General features: G+C 35.8%; 21 protein-coding genes and 1 pseudogene. 5 read left to right on the forward strand and 17 right to left on the reverse strand.

The window, feature by feature from the left end; translation table 11 throughout:
- Window positions 1–190: 190 nt before the first annotated feature.
- The 6 genes from ACQKMD_RS04930 to ACQKMD_RS04955 form a co-directional block, all read right to left on the reverse strand.
- Entirely contained in the window at window positions 191–3,643 is a 3,453-nt protein-coding gene (locus tag ACQKMD_RS04930; protein WP_427749993.1) for a S8 family peptidase, read from the reverse strand.
- A gap of 778 nt (window positions 3,644–4,421) precedes the next feature.
- The gene (locus ACQKMD_RS04935; RefSeq protein ID WP_427749995.1) at window positions 4,422–5,126 is read right to left on the reverse strand and encodes a DUF421 domain-containing protein; all 705 of its coding nucleotides are present in this window, start codon (window positions 5,124–5,126) and stop codon (window positions 4,422–4,424) included.
- A 219-nt stretch (window positions 5,127–5,345) separates the two neighbouring features.
- Window positions 5,346–5,648, reverse strand: a complete 303-nt coding sequence (locus tag ACQKMD_RS04940; RefSeq protein WP_427749997.1) for a YunC family protein — start codon at window positions 5,646–5,648, stop codon at window positions 5,346–5,348.
- Window positions 5,649–5,741: 93 nt separating this feature from the next.
- A complete protein-coding gene (locus tag ACQKMD_RS04945) occupies window positions 5,742–7,142 on the reverse strand; it encodes a SpoVR family protein (protein WP_427749998.1) in 1,401 nt (466 codons plus the stop codon).
- A gap of 62 nt (window positions 7,143–7,204) precedes the next feature.
- Window positions 7,205–8,368 (reverse strand): sporulation protein YhbH, encoded by a 1,164-nt coding sequence (gene yhbH / locus ACQKMD_RS04950; RefSeq protein ID WP_427750000.1) that lies wholly within the window; start codon window positions 8,366–8,368, stop codon window positions 7,205–7,207.
- A 256-nt stretch (window positions 8,369–8,624) separates the two neighbouring features.
- Window positions 8,625–10,520: a PrkA family serine protein kinase gene (locus ACQKMD_RS04955; protein WP_427750071.1), complete on the reverse strand. Its 1,896-nt coding sequence runs from the start codon at window positions 10,518–10,520 to the stop codon at window positions 8,625–8,627.
- Between the two features lie 130 nt (window positions 10,521–10,650).
- Between ACQKMD_RS04955 and ACQKMD_RS04960 the strand changes: the two genes are divergently transcribed.
- On the forward strand, window positions 10,651–11,064 hold the full coding sequence (locus ACQKMD_RS04960) for a tyrosine-type recombinase/integrase (protein ID WP_427750073.1): 414 nt from the start codon (window positions 10,651–10,653) through the stop codon (window positions 11,062–11,064).
- A 73-nt stretch (window positions 11,065–11,137) separates the two neighbouring features.
- Here the strand turns inward: ACQKMD_RS04960 and ACQKMD_RS04965 are convergent, their stop codons facing one another.
- Window positions 11,138–11,566 carry a hypothetical protein gene (locus ACQKMD_RS04965; protein WP_427750002.1) on the reverse strand — a complete coding sequence of 143 codons (429 nt, stop codon included), beginning with the start codon at window positions 11,564–11,566 and terminating at the stop codon, window positions 11,138–11,140.
- Window positions 11,567–12,040: 474 nt separating this feature from the next.
- Here ACQKMD_RS04965 and ACQKMD_RS04970 point away from each other — a divergent pair, with 474 nt between their 5' ends.
- Window positions 12,041–12,535 carry a L,D-transpeptidase family protein gene (locus ACQKMD_RS04970; protein WP_427750075.1) on the forward strand — a complete coding sequence of 165 codons (495 nt, stop codon included), beginning with the start codon at window positions 12,041–12,043 and terminating at the stop codon, window positions 12,533–12,535.
- Between the two features lie 304 nt (window positions 12,536–12,839).
- Here the strand turns inward: ACQKMD_RS04970 and ACQKMD_RS04975 are convergent, their stop codons facing one another.
- Both ACQKMD_RS04975 and ACQKMD_RS04980 read right to left on the reverse strand, forming a co-directional pair.
- Window positions 12,840–13,088 (reverse strand): YkuS family protein, encoded by a 249-nt coding sequence (locus ACQKMD_RS04975; RefSeq protein WP_427750003.1) that lies wholly within the window; start codon window positions 13,086–13,088, stop codon window positions 12,840–12,842.
- Between the two features lie 184 nt (window positions 13,089–13,272).
- Complete coding sequence (locus ACQKMD_RS04980; RefSeq protein ID WP_427750005.1) at window positions 13,273–13,701, reverse strand: S1 domain-containing RNA-binding protein; 429 nt, start codon at window positions 13,699–13,701, stop codon at window positions 13,273–13,275.
- Between the two features lie 222 nt (window positions 13,702–13,923).
- Between ACQKMD_RS04980 and ACQKMD_RS04985 the strand changes: the two genes are divergently transcribed.
- Window positions 13,924–14,472: a DJ-1/PfpI family protein gene (locus ACQKMD_RS04985; protein ID WP_427750007.1), complete on the forward strand. Its 549-nt coding sequence runs from the start codon at window positions 13,924–13,926 to the stop codon at window positions 14,470–14,472.
- A 127-nt stretch (window positions 14,473–14,599) separates the two neighbouring features.
- Here the strand turns inward: ACQKMD_RS04985 and ACQKMD_RS04990 are convergent, their stop codons facing one another.
- A complete protein-coding gene (locus tag ACQKMD_RS04990; RefSeq protein WP_427750008.1) occupies window positions 14,600–14,776 on the reverse strand; it encodes a hypothetical protein in 177 nt (58 codons plus the stop codon).
- A 137-nt stretch (window positions 14,777–14,913) separates the two neighbouring features.
- On the opposite strand from ACQKMD_RS04990, the pseudogene ACQKMD_RS04995 reads away from it, so the two are divergent.
- A pseudogene (locus tag ACQKMD_RS04995) lies at window positions 14,914–15,121 on the forward strand (small, acid-soluble spore protein, alpha/beta type).
- A 124-nt stretch (window positions 15,122–15,245) separates the two neighbouring features.
- The gene (locus ACQKMD_RS05000; RefSeq protein WP_427750010.1) at window positions 15,246–15,374 is read left to right on the forward strand and encodes a hypothetical protein; all 129 of its coding nucleotides are present in this window, start codon (window positions 15,246–15,248) and stop codon (window positions 15,372–15,374) included.
- 110 nt (window positions 15,375–15,484) lie between these two features.
- Here the strand turns inward: ACQKMD_RS05000 and ACQKMD_RS05005 are convergent, their stop codons facing one another.
- From ACQKMD_RS05005 to ACQKMD_RS05035, 7 genes are all read right to left on the reverse strand, one after another.
- The gene (locus ACQKMD_RS05005) at window positions 15,485–16,447 is read right to left on the reverse strand and encodes a tRNA dihydrouridine synthase (protein ID WP_427750012.1); all 963 of its coding nucleotides are present in this window, start codon (window positions 16,445–16,447) and stop codon (window positions 15,485–15,487) included.
- A gap of 472 nt (window positions 16,448–16,919) precedes the next feature.
- Window positions 16,920–17,426: a DUF1456 family protein gene (locus ACQKMD_RS05010; RefSeq protein ID WP_427750014.1), complete on the reverse strand. Its 507-nt coding sequence runs from the start codon at window positions 17,424–17,426 to the stop codon at window positions 16,920–16,922.
- A 151-nt stretch (window positions 17,427–17,577) separates the two neighbouring features.
- On the reverse strand, window positions 17,578–18,942 hold the full coding sequence (gene rlmD / locus ACQKMD_RS05015; protein ID WP_427750016.1) for a 23S rRNA (uracil(1939)-C(5))-methyltransferase RlmD: 1,365 nt from the start codon (window positions 18,940–18,942) through the stop codon (window positions 17,578–17,580).
- A 98-nt stretch (window positions 18,943–19,040) separates the two neighbouring features.
- The gene (cydS, locus tag ACQKMD_RS05020) at window positions 19,041–19,148 is read right to left on the reverse strand and encodes a cytochrome bd oxidase small subunit CydS (RefSeq protein ID WP_427735691.1); all 108 of its coding nucleotides are present in this window, start codon (window positions 19,146–19,148) and stop codon (window positions 19,041–19,043) included.
- A gap of 15 nt (window positions 19,149–19,163) precedes the next feature.
- Window positions 19,164–20,189 carry a cytochrome d ubiquinol oxidase subunit II gene (locus ACQKMD_RS05025; protein WP_427750018.1) on the reverse strand — a complete coding sequence of 342 codons (1,026 nt, stop codon included), beginning with the start codon at window positions 20,187–20,189 and terminating at the stop codon, window positions 19,164–19,166.
- Window positions 20,186–21,532 carry a cytochrome ubiquinol oxidase subunit I gene (locus tag ACQKMD_RS05030; RefSeq protein ID WP_427750019.1) on the reverse strand — a complete coding sequence of 449 codons (1,347 nt, stop codon included), beginning with the start codon at window positions 21,530–21,532 and terminating at the stop codon, window positions 20,186–20,188. Before ACQKMD_RS05030 ends, ACQKMD_RS05025 begins: the two co-directional genes overlap by 4 nt.
- Before the next feature lie 323 nt (window positions 21,533–21,855).
- Window positions 21,856–22,767, reverse strand: a complete 912-nt coding sequence (locus ACQKMD_RS05035; protein ID WP_427750021.1) for a diacylglycerol kinase — start codon at window positions 22,765–22,767, stop codon at window positions 21,856–21,858.
- Window positions 22,768–22,795 lie beyond the last annotated feature (28 nt).

Genomic DNA, 22,795 nt, shown 5'->3' on the forward strand with positions numbered 1-22,795 from the left:
CTTCATTCGTAGAAAGTCATTTTAAAAAAGGCTAGCTCCATCGAAGCATGCATATAGTTTTGGGGATAGCATCGGATAACTAAAGAACAATATGTAAGTTGGCACGCATCTGTCAAATCCATCTAGTAATGAAAAAAGGTGACTTCAAAAAGTCGTTGAATTACGACTTTTTGATTCACCTTTTCCTTTTTTACTTTACTTTCAATGATAATGTATACGGATCAATTGAAGCATGACCTTCGCTATCTCGAACTTTCACATAGTAAGTTCCTTTTGTCATTTTTAAGAATAGAATTTCCTTATCACCTTTTCCATATATATCGGATTTTGCTACTCTTTTTCCATTACGATAGACTTCAATAGCTCCATCTAATTCTTGACTAGTATCAAGTGTCAACGTCACTTGCTCTGTTTTCTTTGGTTCATAAATAAACCAATCCTCATCGCCATTTTCGTATCCTGAATTAAAATAGGCTTGCGAAGTATATAATTTGTTACTCTTCTTCTGTAGCTTGATTGGCTTAGATGGTTTGTTATTTTTTACTTTGGAGTTTGCATCCTCATCTTTTTTATTCACAGAGTCCAACTTTAGTTGATATGGCCACAGTGATAATCCTGATGCTGATTGAACAAAACTAGTTACAGTAACAAAATACGATTTTCCTTTTTTCGCAGCAAAGGAGCCTGTTGTCGTACCATCTTCCGTATTTTTTAATAGGTATGATTTGTATTCCATTTCCTCTTCATCTATTTTGTGATTTTTATTGATATCCTCGGTAATTTCCATGTATCCATAATAAGGGCTCAGTAGCTCTTTAGGATACTTCGCTTTAAGCGAGGAAGTAAGTGGCGTACGAGAGAATTTCCCTCCATATACCGCGTTCTCTTTTGCAGTAAAATAGTACATATCAATATCATTTGCTGTAGAGAAGTTTGCCGTAACACCAGTATCAGGTAGTTTTTTTGCTTGCTCTGGTCGGTCATTTTCTTCATAACTATCAGCAGGGTTCTCAACAATAAGTTTAGATGTCACCTTATATCCATCATACGGAATTTGGAACGTATCATAGTTTGGTTTAATGGCAAGATAATACGTTTTATTTGCTTTTAAACTCGCTACAAATTCACCTTTTATCCATTCCTCTGAAAACCAATCTACATTAGATGAAATATTAGATAATATTTGCTGTGTCTTGCCATTTCCATCTTCTTCCTTCACTACCTCATACATTTCTACAATTGGAACATTTTCTGTTGGCGTAGGTAATTGGAATTGATAAATACCAGCGCTAGAAGAATCTAATTTATACCAATCGTCATCCATCGTATTTTGAAGGTAGCCCTGAATAGTTCCACCTAATTCGTAAGGGAGAGCTACTGATTCTAATAAGGCGATTTGTTCTGAATCATCCTGTGGTTGTGCATTCTGTGTTTTTTCATTTTGCCCTGACTCTTCGTTCAAAGTAATATTCGTAAATAGTTGAGATATCCCTGACGATTCTTTCATACTAGTATAGTTATCTTCATCCTCTGGAATCGTCTTTCCTACAAGACTAACACTATATGGAAGAGCTGACTCAGCAGGTTTACTTTCTTTTATGCCTCCCATTAAACTAAACAACATTTGGAGTATATTACCATTAAATAATGAGCTTTTATTAGTCACTTTTAGATAATATTCTTTGTCAGGCTCCGTTTGAAACGATAGTGTTTCTCCTTCTCCAAAACCGTTCGCATTACTTGTATATAATGCTGGCATTTCTTCTGCGGGAAGTTCTATTCCTGCTTCCTCAGATGGTGCAGGGAATAGCTGTTCCTTATTATAAACAGAGGCGCTTAGATCCACTCCCGGTATTCCCGTAACTTCAAACTTCATAAATTGCGCTTCTTTTGATGTGAAGTGGAAGTAGTCATCATCACCATTTTCACCTGTCATATAAAGCTTTTCTTGATTAAATGGCCATTTTTCTATTTTAATTGGTTTTTCTAATGTAGACTCATCTTTAGGAAGTTGAGCAATCTTGTCTACTTGTAATGTAAAGGTTGACTGCTTCTGACCCGAAACATCGAAACTACCATTCACATCTTTTACACCAATTGCCACTGTTCCACTAAACGGTGCTTGGATTAGCTTTCCTTCTGTTTTTCCTTCTGTCACATCATTGACATCCGTTAATTGCTTTTGACCATTCCCATAGAAATGAATACTCATTTTATAATCATACTGAGCTGCACTAACCAATGACGTTTGGATGTACTCACCCTTTTCTACAGGAATTTTAACCCACTTCTGTTCTGAAGGTTTTGTAAATGAATGCTTTACTTGCGCAGGAACCGTAAGCTGCTCCGCGTTCTTTAAAATTTCTTTTTCCCCCCACGTTTCTTTCACTAAAGAAGGAATCTTTTTAACATCATATTTCATCACAGCAACTGGGTCAATAAGACCATTCCCGTACTTATGATCAAATCCTTTTGCGCCTAAATCTTTCGCTGTTTTTTCTAAAATATACTCCACTTCAACTGGTTTTAGGTTTGGATGCTTGGATAACAGCAAGGCTACTGTTCCAGCAACTACTGGTGAAGCCATAGATGTCCCACTTAACTTTGCAAAACTCGATCCTTTTTGTGTGTCATAATATGGAGCATACACACTATCTCCAGGGGCTACCACGTCAGTAGAGGCACCATATGATGAGAATTCACTTAACTTTTTATCGCTATTTACAGAACCTACACTAATTACACCTTCATACTTGGCTGGATAAACTGGCATATCGGACCCTTGATTTCCTGCTGCTGCAACGACAACAACACCACTGCTAATCGCCTTTTCTACAGCTGCTTCTAGAACACTAGAGGGAACACCCCCACCTAAGCTCATGTTAATAACATTCGCTCCTTGATCCACCGCTTTTAAAATTGCATTTGCAATCGTATAATCTAATGTAAATTGATCTCCGTCAAAGACATCATAAGATAGAATCTTTGCATTTGGATTTAAGCCGTAACCACCGATACCGTTATCTTTTTTTGCAGCGATAATCCCAGCAACATGCGTTCCATGTATGTCAGCGGTCGTTGGATTCATTGGATTTATAGTGTTTGTACTTGAAAGAATGGATCCTTTTAATTCAGGATGATTACGATCAATCCCCGTATCGATAACCGCTACCTTTACCTGATTCTTCCCAGCTAGCTTTTGGGCATTCGACGTTTTTAATAAGTTATGCATATACTGCTCACTTATTTTCGGATCTATTGTACCCGTAGACTTATACTTTGGACTGAGACCTACAGAAACAACTTTGCTGTTTTTTTGATAATTTTGAATTGTTTGCTGTAGCTTTTTCTTATTATTGACTTTTATTGCCACATATTTAAGTCCGCTGATTTGATTTACAACCGTTCCACCAGCTTTGCGATGATCGCTTGTACTTAACGGACTCGAGTATTTAACAATAATTGTGTCCTCACTATAATTAGCCGTCTTTTCAATCTTAGGTGTTTGGTAATTTTTACTAAGTGAGTGTAATTTAGCAGTGATAGATTTAGTATTTGCTTCTACTTTTAAACTACTAACTAGTGAAAAAGATAATGCACAACTTACTCCAACTGCTACTACTTTTTTTGTAATTATATTCACAATATTCCCCCTAAATAACATTTCATCCTTCTTATCTTATTGTATTCCAAATTTACCATATTTTATACATAATATTAAATTATATTTTTTTTAATAGTAACCGTGTCTCCTTAATTTTCCGATAATTTATCTTTAAAGACCTGATTTCCACTAGAAGTTGAATAAAATTCTATCTAATTTTTTCGACAGCAAGATTCACAAAATTGTCACATTTAGCAAGAGTAAGACTTTGATAATGGATTTTTTCCCTCTATGTCAGCTACAGACTCTTTTATAGTTTTCTATTAACATTTTAAGTATTTCCGAATCTGTGAAAATACTTAAAATTGTATATTCATTAATTGGTCAAAGTCACTTTCATTTTCTTTCATAGATTTATATTTACTAAAATGAATCGATAGAAATTGCTTTTATGTCTTTCACTTCATACGCATTCTGACATTTTTTAAATAATCCTACATGCAAAAAAGGACCATTGAATATTTTCATATCTATGATCCATCCTTTATATTAAGCTTGCAAAGACCAAGTATTTGTCTTGTAGTTATGTAATGAAAGCTCTTCATAGGCACCCCTTTTGACCTTCCAAATGCTCTTTATAAACACATATAACGTGGACAGGAAACACAATGGTATCCATATGAACCGCATATCGGATATAACGTTTATCCAGATGCTCGCGTAACACTTTAGGATGCCCTCCATTCACATGAAGATCGAATCATTATTGTAGATGCATGGCCCAAAAATAAATTCTTAAATTAAAAGAAGTGAACCTCTACTTATAAAGGAAAACCTGCAAGTTATTATTTTTGTCAATTGTCGCTAATAATACTCCTTTAATGTCTATGTTATACGTTGAAGTGACTTCGTTTTTTAGCCAATCCTCACTAATATCCTTTTTGTTTAACTCATAATAATCAATTTTACCCTCTTTAATAAGTACAGTAGGCAGAGAAAATGGTTCAGGTGCTATCTTCATATCTGCCCTGATTAGTGTTTGATATTGAGGATATAAAAAGCTTGAAATCGATCCATCCGGCTCCCATAAAGCAAGGGCAACTTTTTGAACATCTTCTATTTTTTCTTTCCTTAGTTCAGATAAAAGTAAATCGACGGAAATCTTGGCCTTCGATAAATTCTTCGAAATGATTTGTCCATTCTTTATAAGTGGAATTGGGGAGGAATCTATAATATGCCGAAATGGGACCCATTTGAGGCTCAAGTATACGCATACTGAATATAGAATAACTAAAGATGACATGGTGATCATGGAACCCTTCATCCCTAATCCTTCATCAGACAAGGGATGGGCAATGATATTACCTATAGTAATTGCCATAGCAAAATCGAGTAATCTTAACTGAGAAATAGAACGTTGCCCCATAACTTTTGCTGCAATGAGTAAAAAAAGAAAAGCAACAATTGCTCGAAGAATCCATTGAATTGCTGTAAGCGTTTCTTGTGCATGAAAAAAGTCCACAATAATACATCCTTTCAATCTTTTCGCTTTCATATTATTGTTTCCTGTAACTCCATTATTATGAGGAAAGCTTGCTACAATGACTTGCTATATAAAAATAAAAGATCAACCTCCTATTACTTTACGTAATGGAGATTGATCCTTTAGCTCAATTATTATAATGTTTTCTAACTTAACTAAACATCATTACTACTATTCATTTCTTAGTGTTAAAAGCATTTAAGTCATTTTTAACAAGGCATCTGCCCCAATCATTCCTTTAACAATGCCAAATTGTTCTGCTTCAAGTGTAACGGACTCAAGTGGTGCGTTTAACAATTGTTCTATTGTCTTCACACCAACCGCTCGACCAGCAATTATTTTACGATCGGCTAATTTAGTATTCAAAAGTCCAACATCTAACGCACCACACATAATATAACCTACGTCGTTCGAAATCGTTAACAACGTGGTTTTAGGTAAACTTACAGTAACAGCCTTGAACATAGAACCTTCAATATTAATTGTTTCAGTTGAAACCATCTAATTCGCCCCTTCCTCTATATACATATGAAACTGGGCAAAAAGGTGTTCGAGATATTTCAATTCAAGGGCTCATTAATTTCATATTCAATTTTACAAAAATCTCCTGGAATTCCTTTTCCCGTCAAATGAATAGAGAACTGTCTTTTCTTCACTATACGTTTCTACATGAGCAGGACGCCCCCACAGCTGATAAATATACTGTAGTACATTTTCTAAATAGCGAGTATCTAGTTCCATTCCTTCATACCCATGAACTAGATATAATTCACCATTTCGTAAGTAATCTCCATCCTTCACAACAATATATGGGAATCCACCGTTCACACGCATGGATACGAGTTGATCGCGTACATGCTCATAATCTTTATCTGTAATTTTATATTCATTGCCCTTTTTTTCAAATAAATAAAGATCTTCTTTCTTTGCTAAGTCCTTGGTTAAATAGTTTCGGATAAAGGATATGTCCGATTCGACTTCTCGTACTTCAAACATTTTCTCTCGACCAGAGTGTTTTTTGATCCCTAATTTCTGCATCTCTTCAGTTGGATTATCATATCTCTTCTCAATATCTTCAAAAATTTTCAAACCAAGATAATATGGATTAATCGTCGTTTTAGACGGTTGGACAACTCCTGCATTTAACTTCGCATATTCAATCGATTCATCCGTTGTTAAATTTAGCTCTCTCATAATACGTTGATGCCAGTAAGAAGCCCAGCCTTCGTTCATTATTTTCGTTTCTAATTGTGGCCAAAAATAGAGCATTTCCTCGCGCATCATCGTTAATATATCTCGTTGCCATTCTTCTAGTTCACGACTATATTGCTCGATGAATAGCAATAAATCTTTTTCTGGATATGGCGGAAACTGTTTCTTTTTTTGTCGTATTGTCTTCTGTTCATTTACTATTACATCAATTCTCCAAAGATCATCATAAGGCGTTTTACGGGCAACATCCTCATCTTCATCTATATCGTTTTCATACGTTAACAGCTTAGGTCGCTGTATAGATGGATCAATATGTTCTTGAATAGCTAAAACAGCATCTAAAAACTGTTCTACTTCATCTTTTCCGTAGAGCATTTCATAGTTGGCAATGCGTTCAGCCGTAGCTGTCATACTTTCGACCATATCTCGTCTTGTATTTGAGAAGCGAACGTTATTCTTAAAAAAGTCACAATGAGCCAATACATGCGCGATAATCAGCTTATTTTGAGTTAACTTATTTGTATCGAGCAAGAATGCATAACAAGGATTAGAGTTAATAACAAGCTCGTAAATCTGGCTTAAACCTAAATCGTATTGTAGCTTCATTTTGTGAAACTGTTTACCGAAACTCCAATGTGAAAAACGAGTAGGCATACCGTATGCTCCAAATGTATAAATAATATCCGCAGGACATATTTCATAACGCATTGGGTAAAAGTCTAGGCCAAACCCGGTCGCAATTTCCGTAATTTCATCAATCGCTTGGTGAAGCTCTTTTTCCATTTATCTAAATCCCCCCGTGTGTGTTATTAGGGAATGAGTGCTTAGCACCATCCGTCTCTAACTTAAGACTCTACTTTTTGGAAAAAGCTTTTTAACGCTTCATAAACGTCACTTTTATGTCTCAATACATGGTAGCGAAATTTCTGATCCTCGATTTTTTTAAAGTTATACATTAATGTAGAAAAACGATTATGTTGATTCACTTCTCCGTACCCAAACATACTGGATAATTTCATTAATTCCTGAACCAAATTCAAACACTTTTCATTATCCGTTGACATGTTTTCTCCATCCGAAAAATGAACAGGATAAATATTATATCTAGCTGGATTATATTTTTGCTTAATAAGTTCCAATGCTTTTAAATAGGCGGAAGAACAAAGTGTTCCCCCACTTTCTCCTTTAGAGAAGAAATCTTCTTCAGATACTACCTTTGCTTCTGTATGATGAGCGATAAATTCAATTTCAACCGTTTCATATTTAGAGCGCAAAAATCTTGTCATCCAAAAGAAAAAGCTCCTTGCACAATACTTCTCAAAATTACCCATCGAGGCACTTGTATCCATCATCGCAAGAACTACTGCCTTCGATTCACGTTTTGTCACTTCATCCCACGTCTTAAATCTTAAATCGTCATTATGGATAGGCGTAATCTCTGCTTTTCCATTAATAGCATTACGTTTAATCGCATTTAAAATTGTACGCTTCTTATCGATATTACCCATAAGTCCTTTTCTTCGAATATCGTTAAATTCAATTTTTTCGGTTGTGATATCTGCCATTTCTTTTTGTTTTAAATTGGGTAGTTCTAACTCTTTAAATAAGGCATTTTCTATCTCTTCAAGACTAACTTCTGCCTCATAGTAATCTTCACCAGGTTTGTCACCAGCTTCTTTACCATTTCCTGCACCTTTACCTTTATCCCCTTGATTAGGACCTCGTGCTACTACATCGCCTACCTGACTATCTCCTTGCCCTTGACCAACATGTTTTGATTTATCGTAGTTATAGCGAATTTTATATTCATCTAGAGATCGTATAGGAATTTTAATAACCTCACGACCGTTTGACATAACAATACTTTCTTCGCTTATTAAATCTGGTAAATTGTTTTTTATTGCATCTTTTACTTTTTCCATATGGCGCTGTTGATCTTGGTGCCCTTTGCGATGGAGGGACCAATTTTCCTGAGAGATGACAAAGCGTTTATCCTGATATTCGCTCATTTTTATCCTCACCCATCTATAAAGTCAATTTCTCCGAAGCGTATTAGCAACTGACGTTCCACCATAGTCGAAAAGAACATTATTTCTTGATATGGAATCACTAAGTACCTCTTTCTGAAAGCTATACATATTACTCGAGATTTCTTAAAAGAGGAAGTCACTTTTCTTATAATATGTTAGTTTTTAGAATTGTTCGACTTTTTTGATAAAAAAAAAGAGTGCCCTAAAATTAATCTGGACACCCCCTATTAAATCATTAACGATTTAGTAAGCTACCTACATATTGTAATAATTCATTTGCTGAAGTTGAATTATATCCATGCTCATCTATAAGCCTTGCGACAACTTCGTTAATCTTTTTAAGCTGAGATTCATCAGGCATTTTTGAGGATGTTGTAATTTTCACAACGTCTTTTAAATCAGCAAACAATTTCTTTTGAATTGCTTCTCTTAATCTTTCATGAGAATGATATTCGAATCTCTTGCCATTTCTTGCATAAGCCGAAATGCGAATCAAAATTTCCTCTCGGAATCCTCTTTTCGCATTTTCCGAAATCCCAATTTGTTCTTCTATGGATCGCATTAGTTTTTCATCTGGATTCATTTCTTCTCCAGTAAGGAAATCTCGAATTTTATTTTTATTACAATAAGCTTCAACATTATCGAGATAATTGTTCATTAAAGTTTTTGCAGATTCTTCATACGAATAGACAAATGCTTTTTGAACTTCATTCTTCGCAATGTCATCGTATTCTCTTCTTGCAACTGCAATATAATTTATAAATTTTTCCCGATCTTCTTGGGAGATTGAAGCATGTTGGTCAAGCCCATCTTTAAGTGAACGCAAAACGTCTAATGCGTTAATAGATGGCACTTCTTTTCGAATAATGGCAGATGAAATTCGATTTATAATATAACGTGGATCAATACCATTCATACCTTCATTTGGATACTCTTTTTTCAATTCCTCTACATCAACTGAATTATAGCCTTCCACGCTTTCTCCGTCATACATACGCATCTTTTTCACAAGGTCAATACTTTGCTTTTTAGGTGCTTCTAGTCTTGTTAAGACAGAAAAAATTGCAGCAACTTTTAATGCATGAGGAGCAATATGAACATGTGCCATATCGCTTTCGTTAATCATTTTCTCGTATATCCGTTCTTCCTGACTTACTTTTAAATTATAAGGAATAGGCATCACAATAATTCTTGAGTGAAGTGCCTCGTTCTTTTTATTTGAAATAAACGATCGATATTCAGTTTCGTTCGTATGGGCAACTATTAATTCGTCGGCACTAATTAATGCAAATCTGCCCGCTTTAAAATTTCCTTCTTGCGTTAATGATAATAAGTTCCATAAAAACTTTTCATCTAATTTAAGCATTTCTTGAAACTCCATCATGCCTCGGTTTGCCTTGTTTAGTTCCCCGTCAAATCGATATGCACGAGGATCTGATTCAGAACCAAATTCCGCAATCGTTGAAAAATCGATACTACCAGTTAAATCAGCAATGTCCTGTGATTTCGGATCAGAAGGTGTAAATGTCCCAATTCCAACACGTTTATCTTCTGAAAAGGTAATGCGTTCAATCATGACATTTTCAATAAGCCCATCATATTCTTTTTCAAGTCTCATTGTGTTTAAAGGCGATAAATTACCCTCTATACGTAAACCATACTCTTCATAAAAATCTTTTCGCAAATGGTGTGGAATTAGGTGGAGTGGATCTTCATGCATCGGGCATCCTTTTATGGCATATACTGCACCTTCATCCGTTCGTGAATATTGCTCAAGCCCCCGCTTTAGCAACGTCACAATGGTCGATTTCCCTCCACTCACGGGACCCATTAATAATAAAATCCGCTTGCGAACATCTAATCTTCTTGCTGCAGGATGAAAATATTCTTCTACCAATCGTTCAATTGCTGTTTCGAGCCCGAAAATTTCTTGTCCAAAAAAGCTAAATAATTTATGTCCGTCTCGTTCCTCTAATCCAGAGCTTTTAATCATATTGTACACACGTGAATGGGCTGTTTGAGCAACTTCCGGCCTTTCCTTCACAATACTTAAGTAATCCGCAAACGTGCCTTCCCACTTCAGTCTGTTTTCTTCTTCACGGTAAATCTTAAACTTACTTAAAATGTCTATAGCCTTCCCTCCATTCTTAGCCTGATTTATAACATAGTATGAAATTAGAGAAATAATGATACCCAATAATGATTCATTCCCGAAAGCAATTTGTTTAGTAAATTTAATTACAGCAAGTCTCCCTAGTGAAATGGTACATACGCAGAGAAAGGATTTTGATGATTTATCGGTGAATTTTTATTTGAAGAACCAAAAGGTCTACGAAGAAAAAAGACTAACATTAGATACTGTTATGGCGATTCAGGAGTATGTAAAAAAATATAACTTGCAGACTGAAGATTATTTAATTGGTAGCATCCTTTCGAATGGTAATCACGAGAAATATGTAAGTAGAGAAATTTCAACAAGAGCTTACCTTAATGATTTTAAAAAATGGACTAGATTAACAGAATATAATTTTCGAAAGGCAATCGTTTCAGATATGCATGAGCGTGGCGCAGATTTAGCGACAATTGCAAAGCAAACAGGACATAAGTCGATAAAGACAATCAATGACCACTATCTGAAAGTCTCGAATCGTACCGTAGATAAATTTCTACCTTAAATCAAATAAAGAGAGTGAGGAATAGATAAACCCCCTCACTGTTTGATTTAAATAGCGTATCCGTACTATCCAATCACAAATCAGAAAGCTTTTCTCCCATTAATATTTCAAATAAATCAGTAGAATTTTCCTCGTTTAGTTGAACATATTCACTTTCTGCTACAACTTCCAATTTATCTTTATTTGGACTTATCCAAATTTCATATAACACTGCTTTTTCCGACGCTTTAGGATTTTTAGTTTGAAATACAAACTTGTAATCAGCAGGACGTACCATATCTACTTTGGCATTTTTCCAATCATCCCTATCCAATATAATATCTTTCACCTTTTGAACTTGTTTATTATCATTAATTTCTTTGAAGTCTTCATATTTATTTTCATCACCAATATGCTTTTGAACTTCTAAATATTCTCCTGCGTCTTCTATACCACTAGAACACCCTGTAATAACAAATAAAATCATTGCCAATGAAACAAATAAGGTCTTTGTAAATTTCATATGAACTCCCCTTTTATTTATCATTTCAAGTACATACTTCACACGGTAACATAATTTACCAATTTATAGTTATTAAAATAACAAAATCTAATGCAAATAGTATATATCCTTAAAAACCAATTAGACTAGCCAGGTATTTACAAAACGTATTTTAAATGACTAATATTTAAAAGTTCAAATACTTCTATAGCATAATCTGAATCTTACATTAAAGTGCTGAATAGAAAGGAAACAATGATAAAAACACTGTTTCTAAAGTACGGAAAAACAATGTAGTGAAAGTCTAAAGTCGCAATAAAGATTTGCTTTATACTGTTAAAGCTAAAGGCTCTAAAGTAATCCTTTCTAACAAAAAGACAAAAAGCTGAATAAGAATGGCGGTACAATCTGTATCAGTAAAACGTGGGAACTTTAAAGAAAGTTCTGTATATAACAAACATATAATGTACTGTAACAACTTTGGAGGTGATTACACTGATTCATACGGTTAAACAAGGTGAAACACTCTTTCAACTCTCTAGAGATTATCGTACTCCACTATCCGCAATTATTAGCGCGAACCCATCTATAAATCCAAATGTACTTTATATTGGTCAACCTATTGTTATTCCAGGTTTTCCTGACCCTAATACGACTCCATATCAAATTGATGTTTCACTCAACAATCGTTGGCTTAGATTATATAAAGATGGTGTTTTACAAAAGCAATATCCCATTGCGGTTGGAAAAATGTTAACCAATACACCTGTAGGACAATTTATTATTATTAATAAAGCACCTAACCCCGGAGGCCCATTCGGAACGATGTGGATGAGCTTATCAAAAGATACCTATGGAATTCACGGAACAGATGATCCAAGTTCAATTGGCAAAGCCGTATCACACGGTTGTATTCGCATGCATAATGAAGATGTAGAGGAATTGGCTAGTATTATTCCTATAGGAACAGCGGTATTTATACACCCTTAATGGTAAAAAGGACTACCCACAATAGTCTGATAGCAAACTTTTGTAGATAGGCCTTATTTTAAAATCTATTTATCCCAAACGTCTTTAGCGATACGTACAACATGACATAATTTTTCCCATCGCTGTTCTCCCGTTAATAAATTGCCTTCTTCAGTCACGTAAAAATAGTTCTTTTGCGAACGGCTCCCGCCATATCTCTCGGTTTATTTGCTACTGCTCAACAGTAATATAAGCAAACTTTTTCACTAATTCATCTGTGCATAATAAAACAATGCCAGGTCGATACTAGACCTGGCATTGTTGATTAATGTAAATTAAGTTTTTCTTCTACTTTCTGACAGACCTCATCTGCAGATAGGCCAGCCGCTTCAATGATTGAACCTTGAATGGACGTATCGTGAATACCTAGTGCATTATTGTCCAACCCTGTAATGACACAACAATCTACACCCGTTGCATCTGCTTCATGTTTCAGTTCAATTACTTCATAACCCTTTGCAAGTAAAGCCTCAGATACATTCGTTAACGATTGCTCTACACCGATTATTGACATAGTAGGGTCCACCTCCTTGTTGATAAGATGTCCGTTTCTATTTATATTTATGTATGCAATTTCAACTAAAACAAAGACAAAACCCATAATAAGGTATCTAATATAAGCAGTGTAGGTGACTATGGTCCATAAAATTAAAGAAACACACATCTTAAAAGATGTGCGTTTCTTCTGCTATCTATAATTACCCTCTTCGTCCGCCTCTTCCACCACGTTTAGACTCGGTGCTGCGTTTTAAAGTGGATAAATTATCTTCACTTGATTTTAAGAATTTAGCCATCTTATCTTCAAAGGTTTCCTTCGGTTGGAAATTGCCTCGTGGACGACTATCCTTCTGACGATATGGGCGCTTCGTATAAGAAGACGTATTTTCAACAGGTTTATCAATCGCTTTTTTTATAGATAAGGCAATTTTTCCTTCTTTTTCGCTTAGGACCTTCACTTCTACTTGATCCCCAACTTTAAGATGTTCATTAATATCTTTTACGTAAGCTTCTGCAACTTCACTAATGTGCACAAGTCCTGTCACCTTATCCGGCAACTCAACAAACGCACCAAAATTTGTGATTCCTGTAACCTTACCTTGTAACTTGCTACCAATTTCTACTGACAATCCATTTCCTCCTAATAAATACTATACTCTATTATATCAAATTTAATTTTTGGCGCCAATCATCCGTTTGATTACTGACGATGTTAAATTAAAGTATGTTTTTTACGAAATAACGGCTTTAAATAGATTTATAAAAAAATCGTACGTAATAGAGGTAATTGATGATATGTTCAGAATATATACGGAAGGCGAAAGTCCATTTTTGAGAGGAGGAAATGAGTAATGTCAAAGAAAGTATTATTGTTAGCTGGAGATGCAGTTGAGGCTTTGGAGATTTATTACCCATATTTTCGTTGTCTTGAAGAGGGCTACGATGTGCATATAGCCGCCCCATCGAAGAAAAACTTACAGACGGTCGTTCATGATTTTATTGGTTGGGATACTTATACAGAGAGTAAAGGATACTTAATTGAATCTCATTTGGCATTTGAGGATGTAAAGTCCGAAGAATATGACGGCTTGATTATACCTGGAGGAAGAGCTCCTGAATACATTCGATTAAATGAAAATGTTCCAAAGATTGTCGCTCATTTCTTTGAGGCAAATAAACCTGTTGCAGCGATTTGCCACGCTAGTCTCATTTTAACAACTGTTTCTCAATACTTAAAAGATCGCGAATTAACTGCCTATATCGCTTGTAAACCAGATGTAGAAGCTGCGGGTGCAACTTATATTGAAGATCCTCTCCATGTTCAAGGAAACCTCATTTCCGGACATGCTTGGCCAGATCTACCAGGGTTTATGAGGGAATTCATTAAACAACTAAATTAATAAGATTTGTTTATAAAAGATAGACAAAAGGAAGTATCCAATATACCCCAACGTATTTTGGATACGTTTCTGTCTTTATAGCTACTAATTCACTTCCGAATAAACCTCATTCATAAACAGTAAACATTTAAGGATTAGATATAATTTCAAAATGAAAACTTGTTTTAATCTGTGGCCAAATTGGCCTTTCTACACTTTCTGCTACTAAACTTTCCCACACTTGTTCTGCCTGCATTATTACGCCAACATTCGTTTTACGGAATAACTTTTTTTCTTTAATCAAAACTTCGTTAAATTTTTTCATTTTTTGAAGACCATTCAAAGAGGCGTTTATATTGCTATAAAGCCTAAAACAGTATGTAGGATAAACTTTTCACCTCTTCACTAAATGTATTAAAAACAAATCCTTGACCATTCTAATATCACAAGGAGGTGAATGTTATGGCTTCAAATAACCGAAGTTCAAATAAACTTGAAGTACCAGGTGTTCAACAAGCGGGATCAAATGAAATATGAAATTGCACAAGAGTTTGGTGTACAACTTGGAGGAGAAGCTTCTTCTCGCGCAAACGGTTCAGTTGGTGGAGAAATCACTAAACGACTAGTTCAAATGGCTGAAAACCAAGCAAAAGGCAATTCTGGCCAATAAAAATCCAAAGAAAGAAGGTAGAGTTTTGTGCTCTACCTTCTTTCTTTGTATTTAAAGTCATCAAATTAAATGCTCACAGTCTAATAAAAAAGAACGAATTCCAATAGGAGGAATTCGTTCTTGAATGATTATAGTAACTTCTACAGTGATACTGCTTCACAATGTGTGGAGTGTATGTGGCAACATGGGTGCTGGTGGGTTTATTCCATTCTTAAAACCTTTTTATTTCAGAAAACAGACTTTATCAAAATAAAAGTTGCCGGCCGCAAAGGAACTTGAAACTTAATAAGTACACATGAGTTGATGTGATTCATTTTCCCTCTAACTTTTTGAGAGTTACATCATTTCACTGTCCCCACCCCATCAACATTCTTTTCCAAAGTTATCAAGCAATGCACGCACTTCATCTGTTGATTTCGTGTTCATCAATTGATTTCTTAATTCACCAGCTCCACGGAATCCTTTGACATAAATTTTGAAAAAGCGATGAAGCCCTGTGATTGAACGTGGCAGTGCTTCCGCATATTGATCTTGAAGATCAAGCTGCAGTCTTAAAAGATCAAGGTATTCTTTACTGCTATGCTCTTTTGGCTCTTTTTCAAAAGCAAAAGGATTTTTAAAAATACCTCGCCCGATCATAACGCCATCAATACCATATTGTTCAGCAAGCTGCAGCCCAGTTTGACGGTCAGGAATATCTCCATTGATTGTTAGTAGCGTATTTGGTGCGATACGGTCACGTAATTTTTTGATTTCCGGAATTAACTCCCAATGCGCATCTACTTGGCTCATTTCCTTTCTTGTACGTAAATGAATAGAAAGGTTCGCAATATCCTGTTTTAAAATATGCGTTAGCCACTCCTCCAACTCAATTAAATCGTTATAGCCAAGTCGTGTTTTCACGCTGACAGGCAGTCCGCCCGATTTTGCTGCTTGAATAAGTTCTGCCGCAACGTCTGGACGCAGAATAAGGCCACTACCTTTCCCTCTCGATGCCACATTCGGTACAGGGCAGCCCATATTAATATCGATGCCTTTAAATCCTAGCTCTGCCATGCCAATACTCATTTGACGGAAATATTCGGGATTATCCCCCCAAATATGTGCCACTATTGGCTGTTCATCTTCTGTAAAAATCAAACGGCCACGCACACTTTTCATGCCCTCTGGATGACAATAGCTATCCGAGTTTGTAAACTCTGTGAAAAATACATCCGGTCGACCGGCTTCACTTACTACGTGACGAAAAGCAACATCTGTCACATCTTCCATTGGTGCAAGTACAAAAAATGGTCGTGGTAAATCACGCCAAAAATTTTCTATCATTTCAAATTCAAATCCTCTCGCTATTGTTACAACTTCAAACTCGTGGTCAAAAAATATAAAGCCAAATGTTTCACTTCTTTCATACTTATATCATGCTTAATAACTTATTATCAAAAACAAGTACATTTGGATATTTATAATTTGTGAAAAACTATTATGAAAATCGGCAATGTTTATTTTAACGAAAATCGGTCCTGAATGGTATTTTTATAAACAAAAAAGGAGATGGTATAGATTTTTTCTATATCAACTGCTTTTCTATTATACCAACTCCAACCACTCGACCGCTTCACAATGTGCGTCGCATGTGGGAACATACCATATAAGAAATACATTTATCTAAACATAAATAATACATTTTTAAAAAAAATCCTCAATACTCCTAATTTTAATGTTACAAGTATAATTCATAAAATACAAAAACCCCTTCCAAAGAAAGAGGCTTTTGGTGAATATTAAGTATGCTATTCCATTACGCTCTATATCTTACAGCTAAGCCTTTTAAGAACTTACGTGCGAAATTATCTCCGCAATCTTTATAATTTCTATGCCCTGGCTTTCTTAATATAGCTCCTAATTCACCTTTTGAAACAGCTATACCGCCATCGTCAAGGATATCCAACATATCATCCGTTGTTAGTTGTAGTGCTACTTTCAATTTTTTAAGAAGCATATTATTCACATGGTCCTTAGTCTGTTCAGGAGCTTTTGGTTGTCCTGGTTTTGGATCTTGTTTGCCTCTTTTAAAAGTAATGAAGCCATTTAAAAATGACTCTAACATCTTATAATCGCATTTTATCTGATCGTCATTTTCTTCTACTTCAACTTCTTCATCGAACTCATCTTTTGATTTTGTAAGTATCTTTGGTACTTCTTCCCTTGTAACTTCCATACCACCCAGTTTAAATATCTCTACCATATCTCTATTTTTTATATCTAGAGCGTATCTTGTTCTAATTAAAATATCATTGTTATCCATTTATAAACCTCCTAATATTTTTGCCTAAATAATTGTCATTTCATTATTTTATGGACCTTTTAATAACCCATACTTAGCATTACAAACTAAAAAATGTATTGCTATAAAGGAAAATGAAAATCCGAGAATCTTTGTTAGATTCTCGGGCTCTTTATTCTCCTAATTCCAACCACGCTACTGCTTCACAATGAGCTGTATGAGGAAACATATCCACAGGTTGTACTTCTTGTGTTTTATAGCCACGATCTTCTAAGATGCTTAAATCTCTTGCCAATGTAGCTGGATTACATGATACATACACAACACGTTTTGGTCGTTGCTCTAAAATTGTATTCAACAGTGCTTCATCGCAACCTTTGCGTGGTGGATCGACGACTAAAACGTCTGCTGTTTTGCCTTCTTTGTACCAACGTGGGATGACTTCTTCTGCTGGACCTGCTTCGAAATACGTATTTGTAAAACCATTCAGTTCAGCGTTACGTTTCGCATCTTCAATTGCTTGCGGTACGATTTCTACACCCATTACAGATTTCGCTTTTTGTGCTAGGAATAATGAGATTGAACCAATGCCACAGTAAGCATCGATAACTGTTTCGTTCCCTTTAAGATCTGCGTAATCTAATGCTTGCTTATAAAGTACTTCTGTTTGCTCTGGGTTTACTTGATAAAATGAACGCGCTGAAATTTCGAAGCGTACGTCACCAATTGTATCTTCAATAGTGTCATTGCCCCAAAGTTTTAACGTTTCATTGCCAAATATGACGTTTGTTTTTTCACCGTTAATATTTTGCATAATCGATGTGACATTTGGTACGAGTTGTTTGATTAGTTCCACTGCTGCTTCAGCTTGCGGGAATTTACGCTTTCTCGTAACAAGTACTACCATTACTTCGTTTGTTGCATGACCTGTGCGTACAACGACATGACGCAGCATACCTTGACCTGTTTGCTCATCATATGGTTTGATGCCTAACTTCCAAAGGCGTGGCTTTAAGCCTTCTAAAATGGCGTCTGCTTCTGCTGTTTGGATTAGACAACGATCTGTGTCAACGATATCATGTGATTTTGCTTTGTAAAAGCCTGCAATCGGTGCTTCACCGTTTAAGCCAAATGGAATTTGTGCTTTATTACGATAGTTCCATGGATTGTCCATACCTTTAACAGGCAATACTGGTGCATCAATTTTACCGATACGTGTCATGACATTACGGACCATTTTTTCTTTCCACTTCAATTGACCTTCATATGATAAGTGTTGTAGCTGACATCCGCCACACTGTGCAAATACAGGGCATGGTGCTGCTACGCGGTCAGGTGAAGGTTCTGTAATATTGATAATTTTTGCGAAGCCGTAGTTTTTTAATGTTTTTAATACATGGACTTCAGCTGTTTCATCAGGCAGTCCACCTTGGATGAAAAGTGGGTAGCCGTCGATTTTAGCAACCCCTGCCCCGTCATGTGTTAAGTCTTCTATATAAACCGTCAAGCGATCATTTTTCTTTACTGGTGCTGTCATTTTCGTACTTCCTCCATTTCAGTTCTTCTATTGTACCATGACCTCTCAGAAGAAAAAAATCCAAGTGCCAGAATCGACACTTGGATTTAAAAAGTCAATTATTCACCTTTCGTAACTGGCCCATCTTTTAATGCTACAAAGAAGGCTACTGCAATGGATGCTGCTAAAATAATAAATGGTGCATAGAAAATTAGAAAATTAACCATTCTGAAAATCCTCCTTTATGCATGATGATCTTTTTTTCCACGAATATAATCTTTGTTGAATAAAAATAACTTCAAGAGCAAGTATATTGATGGGATTAACAGTAAAAGTCCTAGAACGAAGGCGAATATTAAAGAGATTGCCATCGCAGGATTTGTAAAGCCATCGTATATTGTCAAATGCGGGTAAAGTAAATATGGATAATGTGAAATACCATAGGCAAAGAATGCTAATGCAAATTGGCCAAATAGTAAACCTAACGCCCAGTTATAATGCTGTTGCTTCCAAACAAGCCATACTGTAATAACAAACATGATTGCTGATAGACCGAACAGCCAGCCTAGATCGACCATACGATTAAAATGCTCCACATTATGCTTACTTAGCTCAAACATAATACCAATAACAGAAATTGCTAATGGACCTGCCCAAATAAGCGCGTATTTTCTAAGAAGCTTTGTAGCGGTTTTATCCCCAGCTTTATCTGCATACCAAGTTAAAAATACAGCTGATATATATAGAACAGCCGCTATTGCTAAAACGACAATACTCCAAGTTAATGGACTTGTGAACAATGCATGATAATCCAGCACTGGATTATCATTCACCATAGATACAAAGCCACCTTCAGAAATCGTTAACACTACTGATAATGAGGCTGGAATTAACAATCCTGCCGCACCGTACATGAACGAATAACCTTTATGTCCCCGTGAGCCATACGATTCAAACGCGTAGTAACTACCACGAATGGCCAAGAGGATAATCGCAATACTTGCTGGTACGAGTAATGTTGTTCCATAATAAAATGCTGTTTTTGGGAAGAAACCTACAACTCCCACAAAAAAGAATACTAAGAATACATTCGTTACTTCCCATACTGGTGACAAATAACGTTGAATAATATTCGTTAAAATATGTTGTCGACCCGTTAATACACCATATGCATTGAAAAATCCAGCGCCAAAGTCAATCGAACCGATAATTAAATAGCCTAATAAAAACAGCCATAATACGGAAATCCCCAAAATTTCTAATGTCATGAGAAGTCACCGCCTTTTTCAGCTTTGCGATCTTCAATTTCTTGTTCAATTGGATTGTGACGGAACATACGACGAAGTACAACGACACTACCAATTCCTAAAACGATATATAAGCCACAGAATAATATCAACATAATGTCCACATGATCACTTGTTGTGGCAGCTTCTGCTACCTTCATATACTTACGTAAAATCCACGGTTGGCGTCCAACTTCTGCAAGCCACCAGCCAGCTTCAATAGCAATAATAGATAATGGTCCACCTGCAACAATGACCCAACGGAACCATCTTGAACTAACAAATGTCCAGCTTCGAATTTTACCTAATACATACACTGCTGATACTAATACCATGAACATACCGATCATGACCATCGTATCAAACAAGTAGTGAATATAAAGTGGTGGTGTTTCATCTTCTGGAAATTCATTTAGTCCAACAACCTCAGCTGTAGGATTTGAATGCGCTAAAAAACTTAAAGCATAAGGCACTTTAATGGCATACTTCACTTCTTCACCATTGGTTACACCAAATAGAATAAGTGGCGCATTTTTTTCAGTTTCAAAATGCCATTCAGCTGCAGCTAATTTTTCTGGTTGATATTCTACTAAATATTTTGCAGAGAAATCTCCAATGATTGCTGAAGCAATGGCAAATACTAAACCAACTTTCATTAATAAGAACAATGCCTTTTTGTGATAAACATGATTTGAACCTTTAAGCATTTTAAATGCTGCAATAGCTGCTAAAATAAAAGCGGCTGTCATGTAAGCTGTTACGACAACATGCGCTACTTTAGTTGGCATCGCAGGGTTTAACATCGCTAAAATTGGTTGAATATTAACGAGCTGACCATCTACAATATCAAATCCTTGTGGTGCATTCATAAATGCATTCACGATTGTAATAAAAACGGCTGACATCGATGCACCAATTGCAACAGGAATTAATAATAGTAAATGTTTCTTTTGATTTTCAAAACGGTCCCAAGTGTATAAATAAATACCTAAGAAGATTGCTTCAAAGAAAAACGCAAATGTCTCCATAAAAAGCGGTAATGCAATAACATTACCTGCTAGCTGCATGAAGTTCGGCCATAGTAGCGATAATTGCAAACCGATAGCAGTACCTGTTACTACACCGACTGCTACGGTTATAACGAATCCACGTGCCCAACGTCTTGCAAGTAGAATATAGTGCTCATCATTCTTCTTGATCCCTACCCATTGTGCAATCATAATCATTAATGGGACACCTACGCCTATCGTAGCGTAAATGATATGGAAAGATAATGTAAGCTCCGTTAAGATACGGCTAAAAAATACTGCACTTTCATTTTCCATGATCGTTCCTCCTCAGCTTCCGAAAATTCGTCCGACGAGTGACAACAGCATAATACCTGCAACGATAAAGCTTAACCAGATTAATTTCTTCTCATGTGTTTTATACATAGCGCACTCTCCCTTACTTACTATTATAACCATGGCAACCACCATTCTATCTCCCGAACGTGACAGATTTATCACGTATTCATGTTCAAAATATGATAAAAGAATGTTCAAAATGTGAATTGATGTTTATCGTGAGCAAAGAATTTGCTTTTCATGTACTGAATAAAAAAAGACTAGAAAGCGGTTTGGCTTCTAGTCTTAAGTCATTCATTATATTATGGTCTATCTTGTTCTCGAATATCATCAATTGGTACAAAAACTTCAATATGTCTTTTTAAATTTCTAAATTCAGCAGGAATATCCCCACCGTATTCACCATCTAAATTCAACTGTACTACTTCATCCGAAGTCACTTTTACATGACTAGCCTTTGTATGGATAATATGCGGGTCTTTAAAATGTTCTCCTCTAACTGCAAGTGATACAAGCTTAATAAAATCAGCGATATTACATTTTTTTAAAATGAACATTGAAAAGTAGCCATCATTAATACTTGAATTTGGTGATAATTTTTCGAATCCACCTACAGAGTTTGTTAAACCGATTAAAAACATCATTGCTTCATCTTCAAAAACTTCTCCGTCGTATTCAATACGCATTCTAGAAGCCTTTATTGAGGGCAGCATTTCGATGCCTTTTAAATAATAAGCTAGTTGTCCAATCATTGTTTTAAGCTTACTCGGTACTTCGTAAGTCAGTTCAGTGATACGACCACCACCAGCGATATTAATAAAATAACGATCATTAACTAGTCCTACATCCACCGGAATAGTATCGCCTTTAATAATAATATCTACAGCTTTGCTGATATCTCGGGGAATATGTACCGCACGTGCAAAGTCATTTGTTGTTCCCATCGGTATTAATCCAATTTGAGGTCTCTCTTCAAATCCGCTAACCCCTGCGACAACTTCGTTTAATGTACCATCTCCACCTACAGCAATGATAACATCAAATTTACGCTCAACTGCAGCCTTTGCAGCAGTAGTTGCATCTCCTGCACAGGTAGTAGCATGACAAGAGGCTTCATAGCCGGCGACTTCTAATTTTTCTAATACTTCAGGTAGATGCTTTTTGAAAATTTCCCTACCCGATGTGGGGTTATAAATGATTCGTGCTCGTTTCATATCATTACCTTCTTTACTCTACAATTTT

Source organism: Viridibacillus sp. NPDC096237 (assembly GCF_050278625.1).
Lineage (GTDB): Bacteria > Bacillota > Bacilli > Bacillales_A > Planococcaceae > Viridibacillus.

What these genes read in the sequence shown, in the direction of transcription:
- ACQKMD_RS04940 (WP_427749997.1), bottom strand. Translation starts at nt 5,648, where the DNA reads ATGGTTTCAACTGAAACAATTAATATTGAAGGTTCTATGTTCAAGGCT.
- ACQKMD_RS04945 (WP_427749998.1), bottom strand. Translation starts at nt 7,142, where the DNA reads ATGGAAAAAGAGCTTCACCAAGCGATTGATGAAATTACGGAAATTGCG.
- yhbH (WP_427750000.1), bottom strand. Translation starts at nt 8,368, where the DNA reads ATGAGCGAATATCAGGATAAACGCTTTGTCATCTCTCAGGAAAATTGG.
- ACQKMD_RS04960 (WP_427750073.1), top strand. Translation starts at nt 10,651, where the DNA reads ATGGTACATACGCAGAGAAAGGATTTTGATGATTTATCGGTGAATTTT.
- ACQKMD_RS04965 (WP_427750002.1), bottom strand. Translation starts at nt 11,566, where the DNA reads ATGAAATTTACAAAGACCTTATTTGTTTCATTGGCAATGATTTTATTT.
- ACQKMD_RS04975 (WP_427750003.1), bottom strand. Translation starts at nt 13,088, where the DNA reads ATGTCAATAATCGGTGTAGAGCAATCGTTAACGAATGTATCTGAGGCT.
- ACQKMD_RS04985 (WP_427750007.1), top strand. Translation starts at nt 13,924, where the DNA reads ATGTCAAAGAAAGTATTATTGTTAGCTGGAGATGCAGTTGAGGCTTTG.
- ACQKMD_RS04990 (WP_427750008.1), bottom strand. Translation starts at nt 14,776, where the DNA reads ATGAAAAAATTTAACGAAGTTTTGATTAAAGAAAAAAAGTTATTCCGT.
- ACQKMD_RS05000 (WP_427750010.1), top strand. Translation starts at nt 15,246, where the DNA reads ATGATTATAGTAACTTCTACAGTGATACTGCTTCACAATGTGTGGAGT.
- ACQKMD_RS05005 (WP_427750012.1), bottom strand. Translation starts at nt 16,447, where the DNA reads ATGATAGAAAATTTTTGGCGTGATTTACCACGACCATTTTTTGTACTT.
- ACQKMD_RS05010 (WP_427750014.1), bottom strand. Translation starts at nt 17,426, where the DNA reads ATGGATAACAATGATATTTTAATTAGAACAAGATACGCTCTAGATATA.
- rlmD (WP_427750016.1), bottom strand. Translation starts at nt 18,942, where the DNA reads ATGACAGCACCAGTAAAGAAAAATGATCGCTTGACGGTTTATATAGAA.
- cydS (WP_427735691.1), bottom strand. Translation starts at nt 19,148, where the DNA reads ATGGTTAATTTTCTAATTTTCTATGCACCATTTATTATTTTAGCAGCA.
- ACQKMD_RS05025 (WP_427750018.1), bottom strand. Translation starts at nt 20,189, where the DNA reads ATGACATTAGAAATTTTGGGGATTTCCGTATTATGGCTGTTTTTATTA.
- ACQKMD_RS05030 (WP_427750019.1), bottom strand. Translation starts at nt 21,532, where the DNA reads ATGGAAAATGAAAGTGCAGTATTTTTTAGCCGTATCTTAACGGAGCTT.
- ACQKMD_RS05035 (WP_427750021.1), bottom strand. Translation starts at nt 22,767, where the DNA reads ATGAAACGAGCACGAATCATTTATAACCCCACATCGGGTAGGGAAATT.